Genomic DNA, 21,418 nt, shown 5'->3' with positions numbered 1-21,418 from the left:
GTCAGCTCCCCCCGTTTTCGCCGTGCTTCTTCTCGTTCGCCTTCGCGAGATCGAGGTCCAGCTTCGTGAAGCTTTTGAGCGAGGTCTCTACTTGCTTGCCCAAGTCCTCGACGTTCTCGAGGAGTTCACGCCGATAGTTGTCCCAGTTGCTGACGAAATCATCCATCTTGCCGGCGATACTGCTATGGCCCCAGATGTCATGGATGTCGGCGCGGTGTTTGTCGATGCCTTCAAGGGCCTTCTTGATGTCCTGCAGATTCGTCTTCGAAGACCCCAGGAGTCCGTAGTCGACTACCAGACGGTCGTGCTCCCCCATGGGCCTCTCCGTTTGCGCTTGCGTGGTCAGCACGTTTCCGTTGGGCTCAACCCACCGGCACGGTCACCGCGGACACCTTCCCGCCCCCCGCCCGCTGATCGTGAGGTGACCGTGCCCGCCGCTGCATCCTCTCGCATCCATGCTGTGCTGATGCAACCAGGACTGCTGGATACCGGCCTCATCGTTGACGTCCCGAGAACGTCTCCGTTCGGCCGCCGGTCCCGTGACGGCAGGAGGCCCACGGTGTCCGCCGCCCCTCCCCGGCCCACAAAAAACAGCGGCGCCCCCGACCCCACCCTGCGACGATCACCCCATGCCGACCGACCACCCCCACCCCACCTACGAAGCCCTCGTCGCCGAAGGCGCCTCCGTACCCACCGAAGGCTGGGACTTCTCCTGGTTCGAGGGCCGGGCCAGCGAGGCGCGGCCCTCGTGGGGATACGCCGTGGCCAAGGCAGGGCGGCTCTCCCGGGCCACCGCCGCGCTGGACGTCCAGACCGGGGGAGGGGAGGTCCTGGACTTCGCTCTCGGCAAGGTGGCGGAGGTCTCGAAGGCGCCCCGCCTCGTCGTCGCCACCGAGGGCTGGCCGCCCAACGTGGCCAAGGCCACCGCGCTGCTCCGCCCCCACGGCGTCGCCGTCGTCGCCTCGCCCGAGGACGCCCCGCTGCCCTTCGCGGACGCGGCCTTCGACCTCGTCACCAGCCGCCATCCCGTCGCCCCCGACTGGCCCGAGATCGCACGCGTGCTCCAGCCGGGCGGCACCTACTTCGCCCAGCACGTGGGCCCGCGCAGCGTCTTCGAGCTCGTCGAGCACTTCCTCGGCCCGCTCCCCGCCGAACAGAGCGCGGCCCGCCACCCCGAGCGCGAGCGTGCCGACGTCGAGGCAGCCGGGCTCGAGGTCGTCGATCTGCGTGCGGAGCGGCTGCGGATCGAGTTCCATGACATCGGGGCCGTCGTCCACTTCCTGCGCAAGGTGGTGTGGATGGTGCCGGACTTCACCGTCGAGACGTACCAGCCCCAACTCCGCGCCCTGCACGAGCGGATCGAGTCCGAGGGGCCCTTCGTCGCCCACAGCACCCGCCATCTCTTCGACGTCCGGAAACCCGCGCCTCACGCGTGAGGCCCGACCGTCACCTCCCCGACCACCAACTCCGCCTCCGCCTCCAGCACCTCACCCACCCGCTCCACCCGCTCCCCCAACTCCCGCTCCTGCCGCGCCGTGAGCCGCCGCAGCGGCTCCACCGTGACGGTCGTACGACGGCCCCGACGCCGTTGATGCCAGACCCCGGCCACCACACCGTCGACCAGCAGCAGCGGGAAGTTGCCGGCCTGGCCGCCCGCCAGCGCCCGCTGGTACGCGGCACCGGGGAACAGCAGCTCACGCGGCTGGGCGGCGATGCCGTAGGCGTCGAAGTACGGCAGCAGCCGCACACCCTGCATCCGATCCCGATCCCGATCCCGATCCCGGACCCCGTCGTCCCCGGGGAACTCCGTGTCGCCCGCCACCACCCAGGCCGCCGTCCCCTCGAAGTCGACCTCCTCGATCTCCCCGGCCTCCGCCATCCGCCGGAACAGCGCGCTCGACCAACCGCCGGGTGCCGCCAGCCACTTGGCGAACCATGCCGGGGTCCCGGGCCCGTAGGCGTGCAGATAGCGCCGTACGAGGGTCCGCACGGCCTCGTCCGCCGGCAGTGGATCGAAGTGCGGCGGGTGGGTGTACGTCACCTTGCGGCCCCGGTTGGGGCCGAAGCACAGCGCGCCGGACCAGCCCGCCCGGTGCAGCACCTGCCGCCAGCGCGGCCACAGGGTCTGGAAGGCGGGCATCACCAGGTCACCGGCCCAGGCGCCGGTGCGCGCCACGACCTCCTCGCCCAGCTCGTCCACGGTCAGGCACACCCCGTCCAGGGCGTCCCCGATCGCCGCCACGATCTGCCCGGCCTGCTCCTCGGTGACCCGTACGTCCGACGCGAAGACCGACCCGGCCGGGACGGCCGGCAACGCGGCGCACCACAGCGGGAGTTCGGCCGTGGGAAGCAGATGGACGGTCCCGCGCGGGCCGTGCGTCTTCACCAGTGACCGGTCCTCCCAGAGCGCCTCGCGCACATCCGCCCGTGTCGCCCCCTCGGTCCGCACCCCGACCGACAACTCGGCCGCGGACAGCACCTGTGCATGCGCCCCGAGCATCGTGGCGACCACCTCGGCGACCGGGACGCCCGGCTCCGCGGAAGTGGCCAAGAACTGCCGTTCGAGTCGGCGTGCACTCGCCTCGGTCCATGTGATCCTCACCGTCATGATTCGACGCTAGGCCGGAACTAGGTCAGCGGCTGTCCTCTATGGAGATGCGCGAAGAGCGGGAGTCGTCACTGTTGGGCAAATCGGGCAATCATCGCATCGGCCCCCCATTCCCCCTTCGCATCCATGGGATTCACGAGGTTTCCACATCGTTATCACCGTCAACTCGCTTCTTACCTTGATCTCACGTAAGTTCAGACCAAGGTAATTCGCGTGAGCAAAGCTGCGCGGGCGGCATCGCGCAGCGGAGGGGGCTGCGCGGCGCCCTGCCTTCGCAGCTCACCGGCCTCGTCGCGCGACCGGCGCCCGGCGTCAAGCCGAGGTTCGCGGCCGGGGTCACCCACCTGGGGGACGCGAGAACAAGTCGCCGAGCATCCGGCAAGTCGCCCCAAAGCCTCCGGATCTCCGCGGAACCCACTCGATTGCCTTGGGAATCCGCTGCGATTCGGCCATGAATCCTCCATGAACGGGGCCTTTCCAGGCCATCGGCCCGTCGCCGCCCGACTCCGGAGAGTAGTTGTGGCACGCCGATGCACGCAGCATCACTTACGAAGGGTTATGGTGGAAACCCCCCCTCGGGCCGGTCCGTCTCCCCCCCCACGGACCGGCCCGTTTTTTTGTGGGTCGACGTGCAGCTACGCCGTGTTGGCGTGACCACCAACTCGACCCGCGCTCAAGTCTTCCTCCACCGCACCGGTAGGCTTCCGCCCGCGGGGACCGCCGTACGGAGGGGCTGACAAGAACGTGAACCTGCGCGACAAGCTGCGCGGCCTGCTGGTCAGGCTGTACGCGCGCCGGGTGGAAGGCCACCTGGACCACGCTCAGGTGCCCAAGCACATCGGCGTCATCATGGATGGCAACCGCCGCTGGGCGAAGGCCGCCGGCTCCACCACCATGCACGGTCACCGCGCTGGAGCCGAGAAAATCGAGGAGTTCCTCGGCTGGTGCTCCGAGACAGAAGTCGAGGTCGTCACCCTCTGGCTGCTGTCGACGGACAACTTCGACCGGCCCCAGGACGAGCTCGGCCCGCTGCTCGGCATCATCGAGGACGTCGTGCGCACCCTCGCCGCGGACGGCCGCTGGCGGGTGCACCACGTCGGCACCCCCGACCTGCTGCCCTCCCAGATGCAGCTGGCGCTGAAGGAGGCGGCGGAGGCGACGGCGCACGTCGACGGGATACTCGTCAACCTCGCCATCGGCTACGGCGGTCGCCAGGAGATCGTGGACGCCATGCGGTCGATGATGCTCGACGCCGCCGACAAGGGAACCTCGCTCGAGGACCTCGCCGAGTCCGTCACCATCGACGCGATCGGCCGTCATCTCTACACCGGCGACCAGCCCCACCCCGACCTGGTGATCCGTACCAGCGGCGAGCAGCGGCTGTCCGGATTCATGCTGTGGCAGACGGCCCACTCCGAGTACTACTTCTGTGACGTCTTCTGGCCGGCCTTCCGCAAGGTCGACTTCCTGCGCGCCCTGCGCGACTACGCGGCGCGGCATCGGCGCTTCGGCGGTTAGGGCGCCCGGCAAGCGCCCGGCCTACCCCGTTTGGGACGGAAGTAACAAGGAGTTCACCAGCGCGCCGTCATCCGCACCGGCATGGCAGCGCATGTTCGAGGGCATAAGCCAAGCAGGTCGACACCCGAACCACGGGTGTCGGATCTCAGCGGACGGCACCGGAGCCGTTCGCCCGGGAGGCCCTTTGCACCAGCTCGACCGTGCGGTCTCAGCACGGAAGAAGCAGTGGAGGGCCGGTCTCCGGCCCGTGCATCGCGGCCGCCGACCGGTCCAGCTCCACTCCGTCGCTCCCCGACCTCATCCGAGGGGGTACGTCCTTCCGTGGTGACCAGCACAAAGCGCCGTATGCCAGACCGGCGCACCTATGTTCTCGACACCAGCGTTCTGCTGGCCGACCCGAACGCCCTGAACCGCTTCGACGAGCACGAGGTAGTGCTCCCCATCGTCGTGGTGACGGAACTGGAGGCCAAGCGGCACCATCCCGAACTCGGATACTTCGCCCGGCAGGCACTGAGGCTGCTCGACGAGTTCCGGGTGCGGCACGGCCGCCTCGACGCCCCCATCCCGATCGGGGAACTCGGCGGAACCGTCCGTGTCGAGCTCAATCACTCGGACCCCAGCGTGCTGCCCAGCGGCTACCGCCTGGGGGACAACGACTCCCGCATCCTCGCGGTCGCCCGCAATCTGCAGGCCGAGGGATTCGACGTCACCGTCGTCTCGAAGGACCTCCCGCTCAGGATCAAGGCCTCCTCGGTCGGTCTCCTCGCCGAGGAGTACCGGGCCGAGCTGGCCATCACGGGCTCCTCCGGCTGGACCGGAATGTCCGAACTGACCCTGCCGGGCGAACAGGTGGACATCCTCTTCGAGGAAGGCCATGTGTACGTCCCCGAGGCCGCCGACCTGCCCGTGCACACGGGTCTGACGATCCAGTCCGAGCGCGGTAAGGCGCTGGGGCGGGTCAGTCCCGAGGGCAACATCCGCCTGGTGCGCGGTGATCGGGAGGCGTTCGGCATCAAGGGGCGCAGCGCGGAGCAGCGCATCGCGCTGGACATCCTGCTCGATCCGGACATCGGGATCGTGTCGATGGGCGGCCGGGCCGGCACCGGCAAGTCGGCGCTCGCGCTGTGCGCGGGCCTGGAGGCGGTCCTGGAGCGCCAACAGCACAAGAAGGTGATGGTCTTCCGTCCGCTGTACGCGGTCGGCGGGCAGGAACTCGGCTATCTGCCGGGCTCCGAGTCCGAGAAGATGAGCCCTTGGGCGCAGGCGGTCTTCGACACGCTGTCCGCGGTCGCCAGCCGTGAGGTCATCGAGGAGGTCACCGCGCGGGGGATGCTCGAGGTCCTGCCCCTCACCCACATCCGCGGACGCTCGCTGCACGACGCGTTCGTGATCGTGGACGAGGCGCAGTCGCTGGAACGGAATGTGCTTCTCACCGTTCTGTCCCGAATCGGAGCCAATTCGCGGGTGGTGCTCACCCATGACGTGGCCCAGCGGGACAACCTGAGGGTGGGTCGCTACGACGGTGTCGTCGCCGTCGTGGAGAAGCTGAAGGGACATCCGCTCTTCGCCCACGTCACGCTGACGCGGTCCGAGAGGTCCCAGATCGCCGCCCTTGTGACCGAAATGCTGGAGGACGGGCAGATCTGACCCTGTCGTCCAATTTCACAAGGGTTACGCAGTAGTTGGCGCCGTTCGGAAAGGCAGTGAGCCTAGCCGGGCGGCGCCTCGGCGTGTGCGGTTTTCCTGAAATCCCCTGGGGCAAACGAGGTGTGAGCTTTCACACGCAACTCAGAATTGCCACCCGGCGTCCGGTTGCGGCAGAGTCTCACTCCTGTCAGGCCCCGCATACGACACACCTGTACCCCCAGCGGTACGGCACCACAGCAACACCAGCTTCAACTCCATAGCCGCCGTCGTATGCCGCCCGAGCACCACGCGGCGCCTCCCTCACGGGAGTTGCCCACCGGGCCCGAACCTCCCGTGACCCAGCAGTTGGGAGGTCAGCGCCAGGGGCAAGATTGCGTCCGCCAGGGTCACCGAAGCGGGCGATGCTGGAAGGAAACCGTGTGAGTCCGATTTCGGTCCGGGGATTCGCAGTGGCCTCTGCCACCGCGGTCACCGCTGTCGGAAGCGTCGTCGGCGTTGCCTCGGGCAGCACCGCGCAGACGAACGACGCCGAGGCGGCAGTAGCCGATTCGACGCTCCTCGCGGACATACCCGCGGGCCAGCAGGCCCAGGTGCAGACCGCGTCCCTGACGCAGCAGGCCAATGTCCAGGCCATCGCTGCCGACGCGAGCGCCAAGAAGGACGCCGAGGAATCGGCTCGCAAGGCTGCTGCCAAGTCCGCTGTCGAGAAGAAGGAAGCCGCCGAGAAGGCGGCGCAGGACGCCAAGGAGCGCGCCGAGGCCAAGGCCGCCGCCTCCCGTGACGCCTCCAGCTTCCCCGTCCAGAGCTCGTACACCATCGCGCAGATCCAGGCGATGGCGCGCCAGATGGTGCCGAGCGGTCAGTGGACGTGCTTCAGCAACATCGTGGACCACGAGTCCAGCTGGAAGTACACGGCGGTCAACGCCTCCTCCGGCGCCTACGGTCTCTTCCAGGCTCTGCCCGGCTCCAAGATGTCCTCCGTGGGCTCGGACTGGCAGACCAACCCGGCCACCCAGATCAAGTGGGGCCTCAACTACATGGACAGCCGCTACGGCAGCCCGTGCGAGGCATGGTCCTTCTGGCAGGCCAACCACTGGTACTAGAGCCGCCCGGCCCCGGCCGACGCTCAACCCCGCGCAGCCCCTCACCGTCCTACGGTGGGGGGCTTTCGCCCTGTTGTACGGTCTGACGGACGACTCACAGGCTCCAGGGGGGAGTGCTGGGGAAAGACGGGGGAAAGGGACGGACACGGATCATGTCGCGAGTGCCTGAGTGGCTCGGTCGGCTCGGCCACGGACTGACCGAGATGGGCGACCGGTTGGACGAGCGCCGAGCGGAGGCGGAGCGCGAGGAGGAGGTCTCGCCTCCCGACGAGCCCCCGCCGCCCACCGACGAAGCACCCCCCGCCGCGACTCCCCGCCCCGATCCCGCGCAGGCGGTCCCGTGGGGCATGCGCGTCGCCGCCGAGGCCGGCTGGCGACTGCTCGTCCTGGCGGGCACGGTCTGGGTCCTCATGCGGGTCATCAGCGCCGTACAACTCGTCGTCCTCGCCTTCGTGGCCGCGCTGCTGATCACCGCGCTGCTCCAGCCGACGGTCGCGTGGCTGCGGCGCTACGGCGTCCCGCGCGGCCTCGCGACCGCGCTCACCGCGATTCTCGGCTTCGTCGTGATGGGCCTGATCGGGTGGTTCGTGACCTGGCAGGTCATGGAGAACATCGACAACGTCTCCGATCAGGTCCAGGACGGCATCGACGAGTTGCGCAACTGGCTGCTCAACAGCCCGTTCCATGTCACGGACAAGCAGATCAACGAAATCGCCGAGAACCTGCGGGAGGCGGTCGGCGCGAACACGGACCAGATCACGTCGGCCGGTCTGGAAGGTGTGACGGTCGTCGTCGAGGCGCTGACGGGCATCCTGCTCGCCGCCTTCTCGACGCTCTTCCTGCTCTACGACGGCAAGCGTATCTGGGAGTGGACGCTGAAGCTGGTGCCGGCGGCGGCGCGGCCAGGCGTCGCGGGTGCGGGTCCGCGCGCGTGGCGCACGCTGACGGCCTATGTGCGCGGCACGGTGATAGTGGCTCTGATCGACGCCATCTTCATCGGCCTCGGCATCTACTTCCTGGGTGTCCCGATGGCCGTTCCGCTGGCGGTCTTCATCTTCCTGTTCGCGTTCATCCCGCTGGTGGGCGCGGTCGTCTCGGGCGCGCTGGCGGTGGTGGTCGCGCTGGTGACACAGGGCGTGTTCACGGCGGTCATGTCCCTGGCGGTCGTGCTGGCGGTGCAGCAGATCGAGGGGCACATCCTGCAGCCGTTCATCCTGGGCCGCGCGGTGCGGGTCCACCCGCTGGCCGTGGTCCTGTCCGTCGCCGCGGGCGGCATGGTCGCGGGGATCGGCGGTGCGGTGGTCGCGGTGCCGTTGGTCGCGGTGACGAACACGGTGGTCGGCTATCTGCGGTCGTACTCCCTGGAGCAGGCCCTGAAGCAGTCACCCCGCCCACGGGGCGCCACGGCGTTGGACGTCGCCCCCGCGTCCCCTCCGACGGACGTCCCCGGCACCAAGGAGGCCCCGCCCACCAGGGGTGAGCGAGGCCCGGAGCATGGGTCGGACTAGTCGGCGAGGATCGCTTCCGCGTCCAGTGTCACGCCGATCGCCTGGACGATCGAGGAGATCTTGAAGGACTCCTGGATGACCTCGCGGTCGACGCCCGCCTTGCGGGGTACCTGCTCGTGGGAGTCGAGGCACATCCCGCAGCCGTTGATGGCGGAGACCGCGAAGGTCCAGAGCTCGAAGTCGACCTTGTCGACGCCGGGGTTGCCGATGACGTTCCTTCGCAGGTCCGCGCCCAGGGTGCCGTACTCGTGGTCCGAGAGCGGATGGCGGGTGCGGTAGAAGACGTTGTTCATCGCCCTGCCCGCGGCCGCGGCCTTCGCCGCCGTGCAGGCCTCCGGCGACAGGTTCGCCTTCGCCTCGGGGGCGAGCTCACGCGGCACGATTCGGGGAGCGGGAGGCGATGGCCGTCGCCAGTACCGTGCCCCACAGCCGCTGGCCCGGCAGGTCGGAGTTGCCGATCACCGAACCGAGGTTCAGGCGAAGGTCCTTGGCGTACTCCGACCGTCGCGCCGTACCTCCTGCCCACCGTCCTCGACCTGGTCCACGACCGCTACCCGCACCTCGACCTCCACGTCCACGAGGAGCAGACCGCCGGCCTCATCGAGGGCCTCACCACCGGCCGCCTCGACCTGCTGCTGCTCGCCGTGCCGCTCGGGGTGCCCGGCGTCGTCGAACTCCCGCTCTTCGACGAGGACTTCGTGCTCGTCACGCCCCTCGGCCACCCGCTCGGCGGCCGCGAGGGCATCACCCGCGAGGTGCTCAAGGAGCTCGGCCTGCTGCTGCTGGACGAGGGGCACTGTCTGCGCGACCAGGCCCTCGACATCTGCCGGGAGGCCGGGCGGGCCGACGCCCCCGTCACCACCACGGCCGCCGGACTGTCCACGCTCGTCCAACTCGTCGTCGGCGGGCTCGGGGTGACGCTGCTGCCGCGGACCGCCGTCAAGGCCGAGACGTCCCGCGGCACCCTGCTCCTCACCGGTTACTTCGCCGAGCCCGCCCCGGCCCGCCGCATCGCCCTCGCCATGCGGACGGGAGCGGCGCGCGGTGCGGAGTACGGCGAACTGGCCACCGCACTGCGGGAGGCGCTGCGGCCGCTGCCCGTCAGGCTCGTCGGCAGTTCGGAGACAGTCGCCTGAGAATCGTTCAAATGAGCGCCGAACAAAGCGAATTGAACGGCTCTACGTTTCAATTTCCGTCAGCTGGGAGCAGCTCGGAATAACCCGGCCGAAATATGCCTCACGGCTGATACACATACCCCCCTCAGTGCTACGCGCCAGGCGTATGTGCGAAATGCCAGGGGGAGTGATGTCGGGCCTTCGCGACCCCCTCGACCTCGATCAGGTCGGTCACGACCTGCTGGCGCACGCCCTGACGCTGTGCGGGCGCGAGGAGTTCACCGGGGAGCTGAGAGTGGCCGGAGCACCCGGCGGCACCCTCCATCTGCGCAACGGGCTCGTCGTGGGCGCGCAGAGTCCGGGCGCCCCCGGACCCGAGGCGCTGCTGCTGCGCTCGGGCCGGGTCAGCGGGGAGGAATGGGCCGCGCTGGTACGGGAGTCGGGCGGCGCGCGCTGGCCGGCGGCCGGACTGATCGCGCGCGGCCATGCCGGGGCCGCCCAGCTCAGGGTCGTGTGTGTGATGGCGCTGCACGACGCGGTCTTCGCCGTCCTCGCCGGCCGGGTGCACGGCTGTGAACGTGTCGCCGAGACCGAGCCGTTCGCCACGGTCGCCGTCGGCGAGGCGTCGAAGCGGCTGCTCCAGGAGGGCGCCCGCAGGCTCACCGCCCTGGCCGCGCTGCCGCACCCCGTGCACCCCGAACGGGAGCGCCCGCATCCGGTCCCGGGCATGGACGCCGGCCCTCTCACCGCGCTCCAACGCGAGCTGCTCACCCACGCCGACGGCCGCAGCACCGCCCGTGACCTGGCCTTCCGTACCGGGCGCGGCGTCTACACCGTCACCGTCGAGATGGCCCGGATGCTCGGCGAGGGGCTCCTGGAGTGCGCCGCGGCTCCCACCCCGATCCCGGTCCGCCCCATCCCCGACGGCCAGGGGGTGCGGCAGCGCGATCCGTCGCTTCCCACCGCCCCGCCTCTTGTCCCCGGCACCCTGCCCCGCCGTAAACCCGGCGGATTCTTCCGGCTGCGAAACGGAGCCCCCAAATGATCCCCCGAGTGAGCCCCGAAAGGAGCCCTCGAATGAAGAAGCCGAACAGATCCGAACAGAAATAGGGGAGTTGAATACATGGATCACGAAGCACTGGCACTGGAAATGCGTGGACTGCGCGAACAGGTGACCGGCATCACCGACACAGCGGTCGCCGCCGCCGACGGACTGCTCATCGCGGCGGACACCGCCGACTCCATCGATCCGGAGGGCCTCGCCGCCCTCGCCGCGGCCGGCCTCGGTCTCGCCCGCCGCACCGCCCAGGCGACCGCCCGGGGCACCCTGCGCCAGACCGTGACGTACGGCAGTCACGGCTGTGCGGCGTTCTACGCGGTCGGCGACACCGCCTTGATGGTCGTCCTCGGCGACGAGGGCATGGATGTGGACCGACTGCACCGGGCGACCCAGCCCGCTCTCGACCGTATCGGCTCGATCCTCACGCACAAGGCAGCGGAAGGAGTCTGAAGGGATGGCGACGAAGCGTATGACCCCCGGTTTCTCCGATCAGGTGATGGGCCTGGTCAAGTCACTGCGTACCGATGCCCCCGACTGTGTCGCCTCGGGCGTGGTCGACATGTCCACCGGCATGCTCCTTTCGTACGAGACCGTCGAGAACCATCCGCCGGAGGTCCTGGACCTGCTGGCCGGTGCGACTCTCGACCTGTTCCAGGGCCGCACGGTCGTGATGATCGAGGACGTCTTCAAGGAACGCCGCGGGATGGGCGGTGACAACCACTTCTTCCAGGAGATCCTGGTCAACAGCGAGAACCTCACCCACCTGTTCATCCGGTTGAACGAGCAGCAGGACGTGGTGGCCGTGGTGGTCTGCCGGAAGTCGGTGAACGTGGGCATGCTCTTCGCCCAAGTGCGGCGGGTGGTACGGGAGTACAGCCTCTGAGCACACGGAAAGGGCCCCTCCCGAACCGGAGGGGCCCCACCGTCGTACCGACTACTCCGTGCGCAGCCCGTCCGGCCGCATCAGCCGCAGCAGCGGCGGCAGGCTGAGCAGCGTCACCACCAGGACGACCGCGGCGCCCGCGCCCGTCATCGACAGCACGCTCGCCCAGTCCACGGACACCGGGGTGTTCGTCATCTTCAGCAGGACCATGCCGAGCGTCAGCCCCACCGTCGAGGCCAGCACGAGCCCGAGGCCGACCGGGATCGCCGTCTGCCACAGCACCGACAGGCTCAGCGTGGAGCGCTTGGTGCCGAAGGCGATCAGGGCGGACAGCAGCTTCTTGCGTTCACGGAGCTGCTCCAGCTGGGAGACCAGCAGACTCGCGCCGATCAGTGCCAGGACCGCGGCGGCGCCGACGAACAGGCCGGTACGGATGGACTCGTACGTGTCGTCGCGTGCCTCGGAGACCCAGACCATGGGCTCGTCGTACGGGTCGATACGCGCCGCCGTGTTGCGGACGTACTCCCGTACGCCGGGCAGGGACTCGTCGAGCCGCAGATACAGGTCCCCGGAGATGGTCTTCTCGGCTCCCTTGGGCAGGGCGCTCGGCGTCATCAGGAGGCCGCCGTTCTTCATGCCCGTCGGGTCCTCGATCGACTGGGCCTCCTTCAGGTTCTTCGGCACGGGCCAGGCGGTCGACGCCACCGGCTCGGCGCGGCTGGACCCGTCGAACCAGAGCGTGCGCCCCTGCTTCACCAGTTCGGAAGTGTCGTAGTCGTACTCACCGCCCTTGACGAGGAAGACGTCGCCGTCCCGGCACGAGGGCAGCTTCGCCATCGCGCGCAGGGACGCGCAGTCGCCGACGTTCACCTGGGCCCACTTCTCGGGGTCCTTGGGCTTCTCGCCGAGGTATCCCGAGGACAGCGCGAGGGTGCTCTTGACGCCCCGGGTCGCCTCGAACTTCGCCTGCGTCGCCGCGAGGGAGACCCCGGTCGGCACCTGCACCTGCATCTGGGCGCGGGACACGTCCTTGCCGGTGGGCTCCGTGTAGTCGCCCTCGACGCCCGCGAACAGCATCTGGAGCGCGATCGCACCCGCCACCGCCACCGCGATGCCGTTGACCATGCGGGCCGCCGTACCGCTGCTCAACTGGAGCCTGCGCACGGCCAGTTGCCAGGCCACCGGACCCGCGCCGAGCCGGGCGACGACCGCCTCGACGACCCAGGGCAGCAGTGCGGTGATTCCGACGAGCAGCAGCACGACACCGCCGGTGACGAGGTACTGGTTGAAGTCGCCGCCGTCGTTGCCCTGGCCGATCATCGGGTAGAGCATCGCGATGCCGCCCACCGGCAGCAGCAGCCGCCACCACAGCCGGCGCCGCGCGGGCTTCGCCGTCCGCACCACACCGAGCGGCTCGATCACCACACCGCGCAGGGCGAGTTGGGTGACGACCACGGCCGCCGCCGGAACCGCGATGGCCACCAGCAGGGCCAGCAGCGGCGACGGGTTGAGATAGCTCGGGAAGACGCTGATGTCGAAGACCTCGACCGAGCCCACGAACTCCCGGGCGCCCAGGAAGAACGCCGCGCCGAAGACCACGCCCACCGCGGCCCCCGCGAGCGCCTCGCCCGCCGCGATCCGCCGGGTCATCCGCGCGTCGGAGCCCACCAGGCGCAGCGCCGCGAGCCGCCGGTCCCGTCGTTCACCGCCGAACCGTACGGCCGCGGCGATGAAGACCGCCACGGGCATCAGCAGCACGATGAAGACGACGAGGATCAACAGCAGCAGGACCGGGTCCATCCGGTCCGACGGGTTCGGGTCCGGGTTCCCGAACTTGTCGATGCGCTCCGCGTGGAAGGTGTTGATGTTCGCCGCGAGCCCCTCGGCGCCCCGGTAGAAGGCGAGTTCGGCCGAGCCGACCAGTCCGCTCTCCCCGATGGTGCCCACGATCCGGTCGGGCAGCCGCTCGCGCAGCAACTTGCCGTCGTCCGACTCCAGGAGCTTCTTGAGGGCGGGGGAGACCACCATCTCGCCCACCGCCGGGAACCTCCGCACCCCCGGCGGCAGCGGCGCCTTCGCCCCTTCGGGCTCCAGCTCCCGCCCTCGCACGCTCTTGTCGTGGTACGTCGTGCCGACGGAGGCGACGACCAGGGTGTCGTCGGCCTTCTTCAGCGGGGTCGCGCTGAACGCCGAGTCGGCCCGTGCGTCCTCCCGGTCGCCGCGTGCCGCCATCGCGTTCGGGATCGCGGTCGTCAGCAGCAGCAGCGCCACGCCGAGCCCCACACCGACGGCCGTCAGTACGACCCGGACCCAGCCCTCACGTCCCCCGGCGAACGCGAACCTGACCCCCATACCGAGGTCCCGCGTCCACTGCCTCATACGACTCGCTCCATGTCCCGGGACTTCCCGTCCCGTACGACGATCTCGCGGTCGGAGTAGGCCGCCACCCGCGCCTCGTGCGTGACCAGTACGACGGCCGCGTTGGTGGACCGCGCGGCCTCGGTGAGGAGTTCCATCACGCGCTCGCCGTTGAGCGAGTCGAGCGCGCCGGTGGGCTCGTCGGCGAACAGCACGCGGGGGCTGGTCACCAACGACCGTGCCACGGCGACACGTTGCCCCTGACCACCGGAGACCTCACCCGGCCGCTTCTTCTTCAGGTCGTCGACCTCCAGCCGCTCCATCCATGTCAGGGCGGTCCGCTCGGCCTCCTTGCGGGAGGTGCCGTTGAGTCGCAGCGGCAGGGCGACGTTCTCCACACAGGTCAGCTCGGGGACGAGCTGGCCGAACTGGAAGACGAACCCGAACTGGGAGCGCCGCAGCTCGCTGCGCTGGGCGTCGTTCATCGTCGCCATCTCGCGCCCGCCGTACATGATCGAGCCCGAGTCGGGCGTCACGATCCCGGCGAGACAGTGCAGCAGCGTGGACTTGCCGGACCCGGAGGGGCCCATCACGGCGACGACCTCCCCCGGGTGGATGGAGAACTGGGCGCCGTCGAGCGCCAGGGTCGGGCCGTACGCCTTGCGCAGGTCGTCGGCCACGAGCAGGGAACCAGCGGGAGTCATTCGGCCACCACCTGTGCGAGCTTGTCGAGACGCGCGGCGGTCAGTTCCAGCCAGCGCAGATCTGCTTCGAGATGGAACAGGGCGTGGTCGCAGATGAGTTGATCGGCGAGGTCCCCCTTCCGCTTCCGGTCGGTGAGGATCCGCATCATCCGCAGATGCTCCGAGCGCTGCGTGTCGAGGATGTCGGCGGCGTCGCGGTGCGTGAGCAGCGCCAGGACGACCTTCGTGTACAGCGTCGACTGCAGATACGGCTCGGGCTTCTCCGGCGTGGCCAGCCATCGCTGTACGTCGGTGATGCCGGCCTCGGTGATCGCGTACCGCTTGCGCTCGGGCCCGCCGCCGGCCTCGATGCCGTCGACCTCGACGAGCCCGTTCTTCAGCAGGCGGGACATCGTCGAATAGACCTGGCCGTAGTGCAGGGGCCGGTCGTGACCGAACTTCTCGTCGAAGGCCCGCTTCAGGTCGTAGCCGTGGCGGGGTCCGGACTCCAGGAGTCCCAAAAGGGTGTGACCGATGGACATGCGGAGGACTGTACACGCGGCGTATACACGGCATGTATACGTCGAGTGTGTAGATCGCGCGAGTGGGTGCTGAACCGCAGGTGAGGGGTGATTGTCACGGTTCTGCTACACGGATCTCAGGCCTCCGGATCCACCGGTGGCCGCCCCCGGCGCGGAATGGGCCCGGCCTCGCCCGGCAGCCGCCCCGCGTCCGCCAGTGCCTTCCGCAACAGGAACTCGATCTGCGCGTTCGCCGACCGCAGCTCGTCCCCGGCCCACCGGGCCAGCGCCTCGTACACCGACGGGTCCAGCCGCAGCAGCACCTGCTTGCGCTGCTGCGGCCGCCGCTTCGGCGCGGACTCCTCCGTCACTGGTAGAGGGTCCCCGTGTTCAGGACGGGCTGTGCCGCGCGGTCCCCGCACAACACCACCATCAGGTTCGACACCATCGCCGCCTTGCGTTCGTCGTCCAGCTCCACGATGCCCTGCTCGCTGATCCGGGCGAGCGCCGCCTCGACCATCCCGACCGCCCCGTCCACGATCTGCCGCCGCGCCGCGACGATCGCCCCGGCCTGCTGCCGCTGGAGCATCGCCGAGGCGATCTCGGGAGCGTAGGCGAGGTGGGTGAAGCGGGACTCGATGATCTCGACGCCGGCCGCCTCCACGCGCGCGTGCAGTTCGAGGGCGAGCTTCTCGGTGATCTCCTCGGCGTTGCCGCGCAGGGAGAGTCCGCTCTCCTCGTGGGCGTCGTAGGGGTACTCGATGGCGATGTGCCGGACGGCCGCCTCGGTCTGGGTGGAGACGAACTCGATGTAGTCGTCCACCTCGAAGGTGGCCTGCGCGGTGTCCTCGATCCGCCACACCACGACCGCGGCGAGCTCGATCGGGTTGCCGTAGGCGTCGTTGACCTTCAGGACGGCCGTCTCGTGGTTGCGCACCCGCGTCGAGATCTTGGTGCGCGAGGTGAAGGGGTTCACCCAGCGCAGTCCGTCCTGCCGGATCGTCCCCCGGTAGCGCCCGAAGAGCTGCACGACCCGTGCCTCGCCCGGCGCCACCGTGTTCAGCCCGCACATGGCGAGAAACGCGGCGAGACCGACCAGGATCCCGCCGACGATCAGCGCCGCCTTCCCGCCGGTCGCCGAGACCGCCGTAGCGCCCGCAATCATTCCGGCGCCCGCGAACAGTCCCAGCAGCCCGAGGAGCAGGGCGAGTCCGCCGCCGATGCTGTGGGCGGTGAACTCCCGCACACGTGGGGCGGGCATGTCGGGTACGTCGACGGTGGTGTCGTCGTGGGTGGTCATGGGTGGTCCCCCGGTTCCTGAATGCTCTCGTACAGACATCTCTGTTCTATCTAAGTGATAACACTTTTACCCTCGAAGGCAACCCTTCACACCCCTCGCTCGTCAGTTCCCTAAGGAACGGGTGCTGATTGTCACGTCCGCAAAAGACCGGATCGGCCGCCCTTTGTCACATCTCCCGGTGTTAGCTTTCTGAGCTGACCTGAGCGGCGAACCTGTGTGACGCGTGCGCACACACGAGCGAAGCGGAGCGGAACGGACCCATGGGACGAGCGGAAGAAAGACGAGCGCGGCAGCGCGGCGGTCGCCGCGCCGCGCCCAAGGGCCGTTCGTCGAGGGCGGCCAGCGCTTCGACCGGGGCTTCGACCGGGGCCTCGTCCCGGGCTTCGGGTGGCGGCGACAAAAGCCTCATACGCCGGATCTTCACCTGGAAGAAGATCCTCGGCACGTTCCTCGGTTTCTGCCTGCTCGGCATCGGCGCCTTCATCGTCCTGTACATGATGGTGCAGGTCCCCGAGGGGAACGCGCAGGCCGAGCTCCAGAGCAACACCATCAAGTACGGCAACGGCGACGTCCTGGTCCGGGACGGCAAGGTGAACCGCGAGACCGTGGACCTCGCCAAGATCCCCAAGAAGGTCCAGCTCACCTTCGTCGCCGCCGAGAACAAGTCCTTCTACCAGGACTCCGGCGTCGACCTGAAGGGCACCGCCCGCGGTCTGCTCAACACGCTGTCCGGCAAGGGCAAGCAGGGTGGTTCGACGATCACCCAGCAGTACGTCAAGAACTACTACCTCACCCAGGACCAGACGGTCACCCGCAAGCTCAGGGAGCTGGTGATCTCGCTCAAGGTGGACCGCCAGAAGTCCAAGGACGAGATCCTCGCGGGCTACATCAACACCAGCTACTACGGCCGTACCGCCTACGGCATCCAGGCCGCCGCGCAGGCCTACTACCGCGTCGACGCCGAGGATCTGAGCGTCCAGCAGGGCGCCTATCTCGCCGCGCTGCTGCAGGCGCCGAGCCAGTACGACTGGGCCACCGCCTCGGACTACAGCAAGAAGCTGGTCAAGCAGCGCTGGAACTACGTCCTGGACAACATGGTCGAGGAAAACTGGCTGGACGCCTCGAAGCGCGCGGAGATGGAGTTCCCGACCCCCAAGGAGCCCAAGGCCGAGTCCGGTCTCAAGGGGCAGAAGGGCTACTTCGTCAAGCTCGCCAAGCAGCAGCTCGTCAAACAGCTGATGAGCACGGACGGCCTCACCGAGGACGAGGCGCTGGCCCAGTACGACAGGGGTGGCTGGACCATCACCCTGAACATCGACAAGAAGAAGCAGGCCCAGCTGGAGAAGGCGGTCAAGACCCAACTGACCGACAAGCTGGATCCGGACAAGCGGACGGTCGACAAGAACATCCAGGCGGGTGCCGTCTCCGTCGACCCCAAGACGGGGAAGATCGTCGCTCTTTACGGCGGCGTGGACTACATCAAGCACTCCTACAACAACGCCAACCGCGTGGACTACCAGCCCGCGTCGACGTTCAAGCCGGTCATCCTGGCCGCCGCCCTGGAGGACGGCGCGGTGACCCAGGACGACAAGAAGATCACCACGAGCACGGTCTACGACGGCACCAGCAAGCGTCCCGTCGAGGGCAGCGACATCGCCTTCGCCCCGGAGAACGAGGACGACCGGGACTACGGCGACGTCACCGTCCAGACGGCGATGAACAAGTCCATCAACTCCGTCTTCGCGCAGTTGGGCGTCGACGTCGGCATGGACAAGGTCCTCAAGACCGCCGCCGACCTCGGCATGGACACCGGTGACCTGAAGGCGCTGCCCGCCTACACCCTGGGCACGATGGGCGCGAGCCCGATCCAGATGGCCGGGGTCTACGCCACCCTCGACAACCACGGCAAGAAGGTCACCCCGACCATCATCAAGTCGGCCGAGCGCAACGGCAGCGAGGTCGAGATGCCCGACCCGATCGGCGAGCAGGTCATCAGCCGCGAGACCGCCGACACGGTGACCTCGGTGCTGACCGGCGTGGTCGACGACGGTACGGCCCAGAGGTCCGTCCGTGAGAATCCCAAGCGCGACGGCCAGGAGGTCGCGGGCAAGACGGGTACGTCCGACGACAACAAGTCGGCCTGGTTCACCGGCTACACCCCGGACCTGGTCACCTCGGTCGGCCTGTTCGGCGAGAACCATAAGAAACCGGGACAGGTCGAGATGTACGGCGCCGGCGGCGAGGACCGCGTCAACGGCGGTGGCTTCCCGGCACAGATCTGGTCGGCGTACATGTTCGGTGTGACGTCCACGTCCGCCGAGTTCGACCTGGACACCGACCAGGGCGCGGCGGTCGAGCCGACGTGGACGCCGACGCAGACCCCGACCCGGACTCCGACGCAGACGCCCACGCAGACGCCGACGACGAAGCCACCGACGCAGACGCCCACCCAGACTCCGACGCAGACGCCCACGCAGACCCCGACCCAGACTCCGACGCAGACGCCCACGCAGACCCCGACGACGAAGCCGCCGACGGACGGCATTCCGGAGGACCCGGTGGACCCGGGGGACGACCAGTAGCGCAGCAGTGAAGGGGCGCCCGGCGAGATGCCGGGCGCCCCTTCACACATGCGGGGTGCTCAGGAAGTCGAGAGATCGATCGTGCTGAGCGTGTTCCAGAAGAGCCCGCCGGTGGCAGTGCCCTCCCACTCGCCGATCATGGCGCCGACCGGGAGCGGCCTGTTCTCCGGGAGGTCGAGGTTCACATGGCGTGTGGTCCCCTGGCCCTCCCGATTCCAGTAGAAATACGTGTCGTCGAACTGGTACATCCCGACGGCCGAGTGTCCGTCGGCTATCTGGTCGGTGATGTACATGTGGTCGCCGTCCGCCACCCAACGTACTTTGGCCTGCGCCCCGCCGGCGCTGTAGACGGTTCCGTCCTGGGCGACAGCGGCAGTGGTCGTCGCCGTGGCAACGGCGGCCGCGATGGCGCCGACAACGGTCATGCGCGCGAGCGATCTCATGAGGTGCCCCTCCTCAAGACGTCCAGATGTCTTCCGTGCTGATCGTGTTCCACATGAGGCCGCCGGTGGGGGTGCCTTCCCACTCGCCCAGCATCGCGCCCACCGAGAAGTATCTGTTCTCCGGTAGGTCGAGGTTCACGTGGCGGGTGGTGCCCTCGCCCTCGCGGTTCCAGTAGAAGTACTGGCTGCCGAGCTGGTACGTGCCGACGGCCGAGTGTCCGTCGGCTATCTCGTCGGTGATGTACAAGTGGTCGCCGTAGGCTACGAAGCGCACCTTGGCGCCCAGTCCGGCGCTGTAGACCGTCGTGTCCTCGGCGACGGCGACGGTGGTCGTGGCGGTAGCGACGGCTGCCGCGATGGCGCCGATAACGGTAATACGCGCGAGTGGCCTCACGATGTATTCCTCTTCTCTGGTCGATTGACCGGTCGAACGGTTGCGGATCGATGATCCACGGAAACCATATAAGGCGTTGTTTCTGGCACGCTGCCTATTTACGATGGTGGCGTAAAGTGGACCCATTGCGTGAAGGCGGGCATGAAGAGACTGCGGAGTGCGAGTCCGGCCACCCTGATTTTTGTGGTTTCGGCACTGGTTGTCGGTTGCGGACACAGCGAAAGCGACGAGCCGAGTGGTTCCGGTAGCAGTGCGAGTGCTGCTCAGGAGGTACGAAGGGAACCGTCCGGGGAAAAGCTGATGGCCGCGATGGAGGATGTGGCTGATGCCGGTAAGGGGTTTGCCCTCAAGGACGCCACGAATCTCGGCCGGTATGTCTATCACGGCAAGGTCGATGGATATGTCGCATGCTTCAGGAAGGAAGTTCCAAAGCTTCAGGCCGTGCATCTGTATGCCGTACCGAAGTCAGAGAAGTGCCCGGATAAGCTGGGCGCGAAGGCAGCGGCTCCACGGTTCTCGAACCTGGTTGGGAACCGCGTCGACGATTCCCTCTTGGCGGCACTCATGACCGGGTACCACCCGGACCGTCTGAAGGTGTTCAATGCCGCCGATCCCCAGACGCCGGTCGCTGAGCCCAAGTCCCTGGCGGGCTGGCAGGTGTGCACCCAGCAGCCACCGGCGGGAGCGGAGTTCAAGGCGTCGGCCGAAGTGCGACTGTACGCGGCCAAAAAGTGTCCGTGACGCGCTGAACGCGAGAAGCCCTGGAGAAACACTTGGGAGAGAGTGGAGAACACTCTCTCCCGAGTGCGTCAGGCCGCTTCATTCAGAAGGCCGAGTTCGCTCACCCGCAAACCCAGAGCAAAACGTCCCCGGGCTTCGAGTTGCACCATCAGCCGGGTCACCCTGCGTTGCACTGTCCGGTGCCCCAGCGCGAGATGTTGAGCGATCGCCTGGTCCGGTAAACCGTTCCGCATGAGGCGGAGAATTTCCAGGTCAACGTGGTCTGTACAGACCTGTTCGATCACTCCTGATCCCCCCGTCGGTCGACAATGTCATCGGCTCATGACGTTGATGCCCCACACCCATAGACATTACATAGAGATAGTTAACGCAGGCAAGATCTTTAATGTTCGTTAATGGGGTGTACTCGGGCAAACGGTTGGCGTAATTGCGTCATGCGGTTGCTGCTTCGCCCCGGTTTGGGCGCGCTTTGGATGTTTTCGTTCGTTTGCTCGTGCATTGAGTGCTGTGCGGTGGGGAAAGCGGGCGTAAATACGCCGCTCGTCGAAAGGTATTTCGCGATCTGATTCGTGATGTCATATCGGCGGATCTGCCTATTGGGCGAAGTCTCTCGATGAGAGGGCGTTCTTTGAGATTGCACAGACGTTTAAGAGCTCCGCTGGCCGTGATAGCGGCCGGCAGCGTGCTGACGGGGCTGCTCCAGGCCACGGCCTGGGCGGAGAGCGAGTCCTCACCAAGTGCCGGCACCAAGGCGTCGGCCGAGCCCGGCCCGGATTCGGTGCCCGCGGGTGAGCGTGTCGACATGCTCGGCGAGGACTACAAGTCGTCGTCCGACATCGCGTGGACGACCACCGGTGATGCCCAGGGCTTCCATCTGCTGACCGCGACGGAGAAGAGCGGTTACGCCTGGAAGACGCTGGCGTCGCTGGTCGAGCCGGGGTTCGAGGCGGACCA

Annotated in this window: 20 protein-coding genes and 3 pseudogenes; 12 read left to right on the top strand and 11 right to left on the bottom strand. The window is 68.1% G+C overall.

Translation table 11 applies throughout. The features are described from left to right. Position 1: 1 nt before the first annotated feature. The gene (locus ACWD3I_RS11495) at positions 2 to 316 is read right to left on the bottom strand and encodes a hypothetical protein (RefSeq protein WP_365391887.1); all 315 of its coding nucleotides are present in this window, start codon (positions 314 to 316) and stop codon (positions 2 to 4) included. A gap of 313 nt (positions 317 to 629) precedes the next feature. On the opposite strand from ACWD3I_RS11495, the gene ACWD3I_RS11490 reads away from it, so the two are divergent. Next, positions 630 to 1,436 (top strand): class I SAM-dependent methyltransferase, encoded by an 807-nt coding sequence (locus ACWD3I_RS11490; RefSeq protein WP_365391885.1) that lies wholly within the window; start codon positions 630 to 632, stop codon positions 1,434 to 1,436. Here ACWD3I_RS11490 and ACWD3I_RS11485 read toward each other — a convergent pair. Next, entirely contained in the window at positions 1,427 to 2,608 is a 1,182-nt protein-coding gene (locus tag ACWD3I_RS11485) for a winged helix DNA-binding domain-containing protein (protein ID WP_365391883.1), read from the bottom strand. The genes ACWD3I_RS11490 and ACWD3I_RS11485 overlap by 10 nt on opposite strands. 744 nt (positions 2,609 to 3,352) lie before the next feature. Between ACWD3I_RS11485 and ACWD3I_RS11480 the strand changes: the two genes are divergently transcribed. The 4 genes from ACWD3I_RS11480 (at position 3,353) to ACWD3I_RS11465 (ending at position 8,384) form a co-directional block, all read left to right on the top strand. Then, positions 3,353 to 4,126 (top strand): isoprenyl transferase, encoded by a 774-nt coding sequence (locus tag ACWD3I_RS11480; RefSeq protein ID WP_365391881.1) that lies wholly within the window; start codon positions 3,353 to 3,355, stop codon positions 4,124 to 4,126. Between the two features lie 321 nt (positions 4,127 to 4,447). Beyond that, positions 4,448 to 5,773 (top strand): PhoH family protein, encoded by a 1,326-nt coding sequence (locus ACWD3I_RS11475; protein WP_266888576.1) that lies wholly within the window; start codon positions 4,448 to 4,450, stop codon positions 5,771 to 5,773. Positions 5,774 to 6,174: 401 nt separating this feature from the next. After that, positions 6,175 to 6,876: an aggregation-promoting factor C-terminal-like domain-containing protein gene (locus ACWD3I_RS11470; protein WP_365391879.1), complete on the top strand. Its 702-nt coding sequence runs from the start codon at positions 6,175 to 6,177 to the stop codon at positions 6,874 to 6,876. Positions 6,877 to 7,028: 152 nt separating this feature from the next. Further along, a complete protein-coding gene (locus ACWD3I_RS11465; protein WP_365391877.1) occupies positions 7,029 to 8,384 on the top strand; it encodes an AI-2E family transporter in 1,356 nt (451 codons plus the stop codon). On the opposite strand, the pseudogene ACWD3I_RS11460 reads toward ACWD3I_RS11465, so the two are convergent. Then, positions 8,381 to 8,861, bottom strand: a pseudogene (locus tag ACWD3I_RS11460) (carboxymuconolactone decarboxylase family protein). The gene ACWD3I_RS11465 and the pseudogene ACWD3I_RS11460 sit on opposite strands and share 4 nt — an antisense overlap. A 20-nt stretch (positions 8,862 to 8,881) precedes the next feature. Between ACWD3I_RS11460 and ACWD3I_RS11455 the strand changes: the two are divergent. From ACWD3I_RS11455 to ACWD3I_RS11440, 4 genes and pseudogenes are all read left to right on the top strand, one after another. Next, positions 8,882 to 9,520, top strand: a pseudogene (locus ACWD3I_RS11455) (LysR substrate-binding domain-containing protein); the annotation flags it as partial. A 169-nt stretch (positions 9,521 to 9,689) separates the two neighbouring features. After that, positions 9,690 to 10,544, top strand: a complete 855-nt coding sequence (locus tag ACWD3I_RS11450; RefSeq protein ID WP_365391875.1) for a MarR family transcriptional regulator — start codon at positions 9,690 to 9,692, stop codon at positions 10,542 to 10,544. A 78-nt stretch (positions 10,545 to 10,622) separates the two neighbouring features. Beyond that, positions 10,623 to 11,009, top strand: a complete 387-nt coding sequence (locus ACWD3I_RS11445; RefSeq protein ID WP_046262351.1) for a roadblock/LC7 domain-containing protein — start codon at positions 10,623 to 10,625, stop codon at positions 11,007 to 11,009. A gap of 4 nt (positions 11,010 to 11,013) precedes the next feature. Then, positions 11,014 to 11,442, top strand: coding sequence for a hypothetical protein (locus ACWD3I_RS11440; RefSeq protein WP_046262352.1), 429 nt, complete (start codon positions 11,014 to 11,016; stop codon positions 11,440 to 11,442). A gap of 51 nt (positions 11,443 to 11,493) precedes the next feature. Here ACWD3I_RS11440 and ACWD3I_RS11435 read toward each other — a convergent pair whose 3' ends face one another. The 5 genes from ACWD3I_RS11435 to ACWD3I_RS11415 form a co-directional block, all read right to left on the bottom strand. Continuing rightward, complete coding sequence (locus ACWD3I_RS11435; RefSeq protein ID WP_365391872.1) at positions 11,494 to 13,821, bottom strand: ABC transporter permease; 2,328 nt, start codon at positions 13,819 to 13,821, stop codon at positions 11,494 to 11,496. Then, positions 13,818 to 14,504, bottom strand: coding sequence for an ABC transporter ATP-binding protein (locus tag ACWD3I_RS11430; protein WP_365391870.1), 687 nt, complete (start codon positions 14,502 to 14,504; stop codon positions 13,818 to 13,820). The genes ACWD3I_RS11435 and ACWD3I_RS11430 overlap by 4 nt, the downstream gene beginning before the upstream one ends. After that, the gene (locus ACWD3I_RS11425; protein ID WP_266822519.1) at positions 14,501 to 15,025 is read right to left on the bottom strand and encodes a PadR family transcriptional regulator; all 525 of its coding nucleotides are present in this window, start codon (positions 15,023 to 15,025) and stop codon (positions 14,501 to 14,503) included. Before ACWD3I_RS11425 ends, ACWD3I_RS11430 begins: the two co-directional genes overlap by 4 nt. Positions 15,026 to 15,141: 116 nt before the next feature. Next, a complete protein-coding gene (locus ACWD3I_RS11420; RefSeq protein WP_095046857.1) occupies positions 15,142 to 15,375 on the bottom strand; it encodes a hypothetical protein in 234 nt (77 codons plus the stop codon). Beyond that, entirely contained in the window at positions 15,372 to 16,304 is a 933-nt protein-coding gene (locus ACWD3I_RS11415; RefSeq protein WP_046262357.1) for an SPFH domain-containing protein, read from the bottom strand. The genes ACWD3I_RS11420 and ACWD3I_RS11415 overlap by 4 nt, the downstream gene beginning before the upstream one ends. A 260-nt stretch (positions 16,305 to 16,564) precedes the next feature. On the opposite strand from ACWD3I_RS11415, the gene ACWD3I_RS11410 reads away from it, so the two are divergent. Then, entirely contained in the window at positions 16,565 to 18,886 is a 2,322-nt protein-coding gene (locus ACWD3I_RS11410; protein ID WP_365391866.1) for a transglycosylase domain-containing protein, read from the top strand. A 59-nt stretch (positions 18,887 to 18,945) separates the two neighbouring features. Here the strand turns inward: ACWD3I_RS11410 and ACWD3I_RS11405 are convergent, their stop codons facing one another. Together ACWD3I_RS11405 and ACWD3I_RS11400 are read right to left on the bottom strand one after the other, a co-directional pair. Further along, on the bottom strand, positions 18,946 to 19,329 hold the full coding sequence (locus ACWD3I_RS11405) for a hypothetical protein (protein ID WP_365414163.1): 384 nt from the start codon (positions 19,327 to 19,329) through the stop codon (positions 18,946 to 18,948). Positions 19,330 to 19,342: 13 nt separating this feature from the next. Continuing rightward, positions 19,343 to 19,723 (bottom strand): hypothetical protein, encoded by a 381-nt coding sequence (locus ACWD3I_RS11400; RefSeq protein ID WP_365414165.1) that lies wholly within the window; start codon positions 19,721 to 19,723, stop codon positions 19,343 to 19,345. 300 nt (positions 19,724 to 20,023) lie between these two features. Between ACWD3I_RS11400 and ACWD3I_RS11395 the strand changes: the two genes are divergently transcribed. Further along, positions 20,024 to 20,464 carry a hypothetical protein gene (locus ACWD3I_RS11395; RefSeq protein ID WP_365414167.1) on the top strand — a complete coding sequence of 147 codons (441 nt, stop codon included), beginning with the start codon at positions 20,024 to 20,026 and terminating at the stop codon, positions 20,462 to 20,464. 68 nt (positions 20,465 to 20,532) lie between these two features. On the opposite strand, the gene ACWD3I_RS11390 is transcribed toward ACWD3I_RS11395, so the two are convergent. Next, positions 20,533 to 20,748, bottom strand: a complete 216-nt coding sequence (locus tag ACWD3I_RS11390; RefSeq protein ID WP_365414169.1) for a LuxR C-terminal-related transcriptional regulator — start codon at positions 20,746 to 20,748, stop codon at positions 20,533 to 20,535. A gap of 380 nt (positions 20,749 to 21,128) precedes the next feature. On the opposite strand from ACWD3I_RS11390, the pseudogene ACWD3I_RS11385 reads away from it, so the two are divergent. Beyond that, a pseudogene (locus ACWD3I_RS11385) lies at positions 21,129 to 21,418 on the top strand (hypothetical protein); the annotation flags it as partial.

The sequence above is a fragment of the Streptomyces sp. NPDC002817 genome (genome assembly GCF_053592055.1).
Note: the sequence above shows the minus strand (reverse complement) of the source record. Positions and strands in the feature narration are given on the sequence as shown.